Genomic DNA, 6155 nt, shown 5'->3' with positions numbered 1-6155 from the left:
CCTTCTTGTGTGGACAAGATACGCACTCTGGCAATAGCTATGAGCACCGGCGTCAGTGGGTTGTCGACAGGCTTGGTCAGCTGTCACGGCAGTTTTCCATCGGGGTGTGCGCCTATGCGGTGATGAGCAACCACTATCACCTGGTACTCAAAGTCGATGTCGAAACCGCCGCTAGGTGGAGTGAGCGAGAAGTAGCCGAGCGTTGGGCGGCGCTGTTTCAGTGGCCGCTGTTGGTGCGGCGTTGGTACCAACATGAATCCCTGGTTGATCCCGAGCTTGAAGTAGTCCGGGCGTTTATCGCTACGTGGCGTGAGCGACTGCACTCAATCAGCTGGTTTGTACGATTGCTCAACGAGAGCATGGCGCGGCAGGCCAATCTGGAAGATGGCTGCAAGGGGCATTTTTGGGAAGGGCGCTTCAAAAGTCAGGCCCTGCTGACAGAGTCTGCGCTGCTGGCTTGCATGGCCTACGTTGATCTGAATCCGATCCGCGCGGCGTTGGTCGACAAACCGGAGCAAAGTGATTACACCAGCATAAAGCAGCGTCTTGATGACGAGGTGCCTGCAGTATCATTGCCGCCGCTGTTGTTGCCGTTTTCCAGCCCAGGTCAGCCCGAGGGGCTGCCGTTTACCTTCACTGACTATCTGATGCTGGTGGATTGGACCGGTCGGGCTATCAGAACGGATAAACGTGGCCATATTCCGGAAAAGCTAGCTCCCATTCTTCAACGGTTGGGCCTTGATAAGGTTCAATGGTTAAGACAAGTGACACTGTTTCGGCGGCGGGGTATCAGGGTTGTGGGTGACAAGGCGCAGTGCCAGCGTTACGCGGCGCATTGTGGCCAGCGACGATGTCACCAACCTTCACTTTGAGCAGCGGCACACCACTTTGATTCCCCTGCATCGCCTTTGATGCGATGGCTGGAGCTGGCTGAAAAACCACTTTTTAAGCCTAAATCGCAAGCTTTCCTCTCCTCTGAACCGATGCCCTCAATGATAGTGCTATCACGGCAGCCACCGCCAGCCATACCAAGGTTTGCTCAAAATGGTGGGTGTCCTAGGGGCTGTATTGATGGGAATGGGGCTCAACTCATCTAACCGTTTTTGAATCTCCTCAAACCGACTCATTGAATTCTCCTATGCGATTGTGGTTTTGTGGTGGTGTGTGACGCATCACGCCGCAGTTCAAGGGGAGAGAGCGTAGCTGACTGTCCCCTGGAGCGGATTGTTAGCTGAAAAGGGAATCAGGAAATGAATTGCGAGGAATGGTTAACATTTTTCCTGCAGTCTTTCCTTCCTGCTGCATTTACGTATGCGCGGAGACTCGCTCCCTTCTTCGCGGTTACCAATATTTGATATTGGTCTTCATCGACTGCGGCAGATTGCTTTCGATTCTCAATCAAGGTGTCAAATTCTTTTTCTGTAAGACAACATATTTCGCCGTCCTCTACACAGACTAGGGCGAAGAAAAGACTGTGTTTTCCCTTCTGAACCTTAGCAATATCATCTATATGGTCATCTTTGAAACTAAAAATGTACTCTCCTAGACCATTTGGCTCGGAGGCATACTTACATAGGACCGCAATGTCACCATTAATCAAGAATCCGTTATTGATTGGATTCCCTTCAACTTTCAATGAATTAATTGCGGTAAAATTTGGATGTTCAGCGATTTGCATTACGGCTGCACCGATGTTCTGGTGTTCAAGACGAATTTTCATTGTTACACCACCCTTTATTTTTTTGATTGATAAAGAACAACAGCTAAAGATTTTCACTCACCCAGAGCTAATAGTGATTCATGTACATCTCGTATATTGGGCTAAAAATCGTAGGTTGATACTGAACGAACTAAAGCCCAACGTTTACCGCGAAACGTATCTGCACATTTGTTTTACCGTTTGGGCTAATACATGTTTATCCCGCTCTGGTTGAGCTGAGCATACTTGTCTGTTGGTCTTCGCTACGTTCTGCGCCAACCGACAAAAACCACGCTACCGCCCCTGAATTTCAGCCTTCAGTCTGCTGCTTTTTACTTGTGATTTGGCACTGTTTGGCTCATGGCTGACTCCTGCGAGAGGTTGCCAAGGGGATATGTTACCGAGCGGGGCTGTAAGGGGAAGTGCAGATTGGTGGTTTCCTGAGCAAGATCAACAAATTATGCAATCATCTCGCAGGTTAGAATCGCCCGGCGTATTCGGACAGTCGTGAAAGGAATATCGGGCAGGGTGGGGTTATCAAGAGGGGAAAACTGAAGATGGGCCTGTGGCCCATCTGGCCGGAGATCAGGTGGTTTGCTCCCCGACGGTGGCGCTTGGCTCAGTTGCGGTCAGCTGTACCTCGATCTGGATCCCCTGCACCAGCACGGTTTTCAGATCCTGCAGGTACTCCTCCAGCGGCGACTCTTGCAGCAGCTGGGCGAGCTCGTTGCCCACCGGGGTGAGCCGGTAGTAGAGCAGGGTGATATTGTTCTGCTTGCACTGCAGCCGCCAGCGCTGGTTGCCGAACTCCAGCTCGACCCCATCGGCGGGCAGCGGGCCGGACTCCAGCTCCGCGCGATGCAGCAGCCCCAGTTCGAACAGTTGCAGCAGGGCGTTGTAGGGGAGGCGATATTTGCCAAGGCCGAGGCGCGTTGCCTTGGCGCGGCTCAGCAGGGTGGCCCCCTTGTGCAGTCCCAGCAGCAGTCGCTGCTCGTCGCTGCCGGTGTAGTGGCAGGTTAGCGAACAGATACGCTGGAACAGCTGGGCCTCGCGCTGAGTCATCTCTTTGAGGGTGGAGAGCGCCCGGATGGAGAAACGGCCCGGCGTGGCTACTTCCAGCGCGAAGATCCGCCCCCACAGCTGTTGCATCGGCACCATGCTGATATCTTCCGCCAGTTGCAGGAAGCGGGTCAGCCAGTCGCTGTCCATCTCGCCGCCAGCCGCGGTCTCTTCGCAGTGGCGGGAGGCCATCACCATGATGGCTTCCAGATTGCGCTGGCGAGCGGCCTGATCCGCCAGATGGCGAAAGGTGGCGCGCTGTTCGAAGGTACTGTCGCTGTTGCGGGTGAGCATGCCGTCGATGCCGCGACTGCGGGCCAGACGCAGGGTCTGCTCCTGGCTGCTCAGGATCGAACTCTCTTTCTTCGGGGGGGGGAGGTCTGCCATGCTGACTCCATTCGCACAGGTTCTGGAGCTGAATGTTACTCCAACCGGGATGCCAAGATAACAAAGCGGCCTCCGTGGAGGCCGCTTTTTTTGCAACGGGAGTATTACTCCTCGTAGACACTCACCTCGACCGCTTCCATCGAATAGGAGGCGGTGGCCATCTCGTGGCTGGAGCTGACGGTGCGCATCTTGCCTTTCACCCAGATGGCATCCCACAGATCATCCACCGGCGCACCCTTGGGGTAGCTCACATAGATCACCTGATTGGTGGGGGGCGGCGGCACATGGATGCAGGCGCCGAAGTAGGGCACCAGCAGGAAGGCGGTGATCTTCTTGGCATCCCCTTCCAGCGGCACCACGAAGCCCGGAATGCGCAGATCCTGGTTGTCCAGCTTCTTGTTCACCCCACCCACCGGTTGCGGCACTGAGGCGAGATCCCCATCGTGGCTCACCTGCGGAGGGGGCAGCAGTTTCTCCCCTTCCGGGATGAGCACATCCCAGTCGATGGTCTTGTAATCGGCGGCCAGGGCGGGCAGCACCAGCAGGCTGGCGAGCAGCGCCACAATTTTCCACTTCATCATCTGTCCTTCTGTTTCTATTTTGGGCGTCTCGCTAGACGCGAATGCTCATACCATCGCTCAGGCTGTAGCGGTAAGCGCGGGCGGCGGGGAGCAGGCCGATCACCATGCCTGCCAGCCAGACTACCCCCAGCAACTGCCACTCGTAGGTGCTCGGCAGCCCCAGACTCAGTTGCAGGCCATAGTGGCTGAGCAGCCAGGGCGAGGCAAGCCCCTGCCCCAGATAGAGCACGGCGACCCCGAGAGCGATGCCGACCGTGGTCAGCGCCATGGCCTCCAGCGCCAGCAGCAGGAACAGGTGGGCAGGGCCCGCTCCGAGGGATCGCAAGATGGCGAGCTCCCGGCGTCGCTCGTTAAGCCCCGCCAGCAAGGTAGTCAGCATGCCGATCAGGCCCGCTACCACCACGAAACCGGCTATGACCGAGAGAGCGGTTTCCGCCACGCTCATCAGGCTCCACAGCTCCTGCAGGGCGGCCCCCGGCAGGATCGCCATCAGCGGCTCTTTGGGATAGGTGTTGACGCTGCGTTGCAGCTGGAACGCCAGGATCCGGTTGCTCAAGCCCACCATAAAGGCGGTGATGGTTTTCGGGGTGAGATCCTGCGCCAGCGCCTGCTCCGGTGTCACGTTCTTGCTGTGGCGACCGGTATCCCAACCGAGATGGATCGCCTCGATCCCCGCCAGCGGCACATGGATGGTGCGATCGATGGGCGTGCCGGTCGGCGCCAGAATACCCACCACCTTGAACGGCAGATTGTCGTGCTGGCTGAACGAGGTGTTGCCAGCGCCGTGGGCGATGACGATGGATTGGTCGAGGTGATAGCCGAGCTTCTCGGCCACCTGGGCGCCGAGCACCGCTTCAAACGGCGTGTCGAATGGCCGCCCTTCCCGCAGTTGCAGCGACTGTTGCTGACCGTACTTAAGGTGAGTGAAGTAGTCCCCATTGGTGCCGAGCACCCGAAATCCCTTGTGGGAGTCACCAAGGGAAAACGGGATGGTCCAGGCGACGCCCGGTTTCTGCTTGATGGCCTGATAGGAGTCCCACCCCACATTGTTGGTGGGGTTGCCGATGCGAAACACCGAGTAGAGCAGCAGGTTCACCTGACCGGAGCGGGCGCCGACGATGAGATCGGTCCCCGAGACGGTGTTGGAGAAGCTTTCACGGGCCTGGGTGCGCACCCGCTCTACCCCGAGCAGCAGGGTAACGCTGATGGCGACGGCCAGCAGGGTGAGCCCGGCGGTGAGGCGGCGGGCCCAGAGACTTTGCAGGGCGAGCTTTAGCACGTGACCCTCCGGTTTTGTTGTCGTACCGCGTGGGTGCGCATGGCATTCATCAGGGTGACGCAGTGTTGAACGGTGATCAGCATGATGCCCTCCGGTTGAGCTGTTGCAGGTTTTCGACCCGCGGGAACAGGGGTTCGAGATAAGGGTCGTGACTGACGAAGATCAGGGTCGAGCCCTGCTTGTCGCACTCCTCGAACAACAGCTTGATAAAGGCGGCCCGGTTGTCGGTGTCGAGGGCCGAGGTGGGCTCGTCGGCGATCACCAGCGGTGGCGAGCCGATCAGCGCCCGTGCGGCGGCAACCCGCTGCTGCTGGCCGATGCTGAGGGCATGGACGGGGCGATGCAGTGCGTCATCCGGCAGTTGCAGCTCCGCCAGCAGACGGCGCGCCTCCTGCTCCGGACTCCCTTGCAGGCGAGCTCGTTTGGCGGGCGAAAAGGTGAGGGCTGCGGTCACGTTGTCCTGCACCGAGAGAAAGGGCAGCAGATTGAACTGCTGGAAGATATAACCCAGATTGGCCGCCCGGAAGTGGTCACGGGCACGGCCAGAGAGCCGGGCCAATGGTTGGCCCAGCACCTCCAGGGTGCCGTGGTTGGCGGTCTGGATCCCGGCCAGCAGGCCGAGCAGCGTCGATTTGCCGGAGCCCGACGGCCCCTTGATAAAGACCCGCTCACCCTCGCGGATGGTGAGGGCGGGCAGATCGAGTACGGCGTCGCCACCTGGCCAGGCAAAGGCCAGATCGCGGATCTCAACCACGGCTTTTTTCATGGCGTTACCAGCTCAGCTTGTTGGCGGACGGGGTCAGCTCGCCAGCGGTCTGACCGGTGGGCAGGATCCCCTGCACGCTCAGCTTCTCAAGGCTCGGATAGACGCTGAACAGGGTCGCCTCAAGGCCGGTCAGTTTGGCTGGTGTAGCGCAGGTGTAGGTGTACATGGCGCCCATATCGGCGTGACTCGCTTCGTCATGATCATGGTGGTCTTCATGTTTGTCGCTGGCAGCCTTGTCATGGTCATGGTCATGGTCATGGTCGTGATCATGGTCGTGATCATGCTCTTCTTTGGCTGCTTGCAGCTCCTGCTGGGTCAGTTTGCAGCCTGCGGCCGGGTCGAAGCGGAACAGGGCGTCAGGCTGCTGGAGGCGGGCGACCGCTT

7 protein-coding genes are annotated in these 6155 nt (G+C 58.4%); 1 reads left to right on the top strand and 6 read right to left on the bottom strand.

The features are described from left to right. A partial coding sequence (locus ACRAUW_RS16170) for a transposase (RefSeq protein WP_431363099.1) occupies positions 1 to 872 on the top strand: 872 nt, incomplete at its 5' end. 371 nt (positions 873 to 1243) lie between these two features. Here ACRAUW_RS16170 and ACRAUW_RS16165 read toward each other — a convergent pair. The 6 genes from ACRAUW_RS16165 to ACRAUW_RS16140 all read right to left on the bottom strand — a co-directional run. Then, entirely contained in the window at positions 1244 to 1720 is a 477-nt protein-coding gene (locus ACRAUW_RS16165) for a hypothetical protein (RefSeq protein WP_431363098.1), read from the bottom strand. A 564-nt stretch (positions 1721 to 2284) separates the two neighbouring features. Then, on the bottom strand, positions 2285 to 3145 hold the full coding sequence (locus ACRAUW_RS16160) for a TIGR03899 family protein (protein WP_431363097.1): 861 nt from the start codon (positions 3143 to 3145) through the stop codon (positions 2285 to 2287). Between the two features lie 104 nt (positions 3146 to 3249). Beyond that, on the bottom strand, positions 3250 to 3726 hold the full coding sequence (locus ACRAUW_RS16155) for a DUF3299 domain-containing protein (protein WP_362799658.1): 477 nt from the start codon (positions 3724 to 3726) through the stop codon (positions 3250 to 3252). Between the two features lie 31 nt (positions 3727 to 3757). Then, on the bottom strand, positions 3758 to 5005 hold the full coding sequence (locus tag ACRAUW_RS16150; protein ID WP_431363096.1) for an ABC transporter permease: 1248 nt from the start codon (positions 5003 to 5005) through the stop codon (positions 3758 to 3760). 76 nt (positions 5006 to 5081) lie between these two features. Next, complete coding sequence (locus ACRAUW_RS16145; protein WP_005335686.1) at positions 5082 to 5771, bottom strand: ABC transporter ATP-binding protein; 690 nt, start codon at positions 5769 to 5771, stop codon at positions 5082 to 5084. A gap of 4 nt (positions 5772 to 5775) precedes the next feature. Then, the coding region (locus tag ACRAUW_RS16140; RefSeq protein ID WP_431363095.1) for a ZrgA family zinc uptake protein at positions 5776 to 6155 on the bottom strand (380 nt) is incomplete at its 5' end.

The organism is Aeromonas sp. (assembly GCF_050633025.1).
Lineage (GTDB): Bacteria > Pseudomonadota > Gammaproteobacteria > Enterobacterales > Aeromonadaceae > Aeromonas.
This window is presented reverse-complemented; position numbering and strand designations above follow the sequence as displayed.

What these genes read in the sequence shown, in the direction of transcription:
- ACRAUW_RS16165 (WP_431363098.1), bottom strand. Translation starts at nt 1,720, where the DNA reads ATGAAAATTCGTCTTGAACACCAGAACATCGGTGCAGCCGTAATGCAA.
- ACRAUW_RS16160 (WP_431363097.1), bottom strand. Translation starts at nt 3,145, where the DNA reads ATGGCAGACCTCCCCCCCCCGAAGAAAGAGAGTTCGATCCTGAGCAGC.
- ACRAUW_RS16155 (WP_362799658.1), bottom strand. Translation starts at nt 3,726, where the DNA reads ATGATGAAGTGGAAAATTGTGGCGCTGCTCGCCAGCCTGCTGGTGCTG.
- ACRAUW_RS16145 (WP_005335686.1), bottom strand. Translation starts at nt 5,771, where the DNA reads ATGAAAAAAGCCGTGGTTGAGATCCGCGATCTGGCCTTTGCCTGGCCA.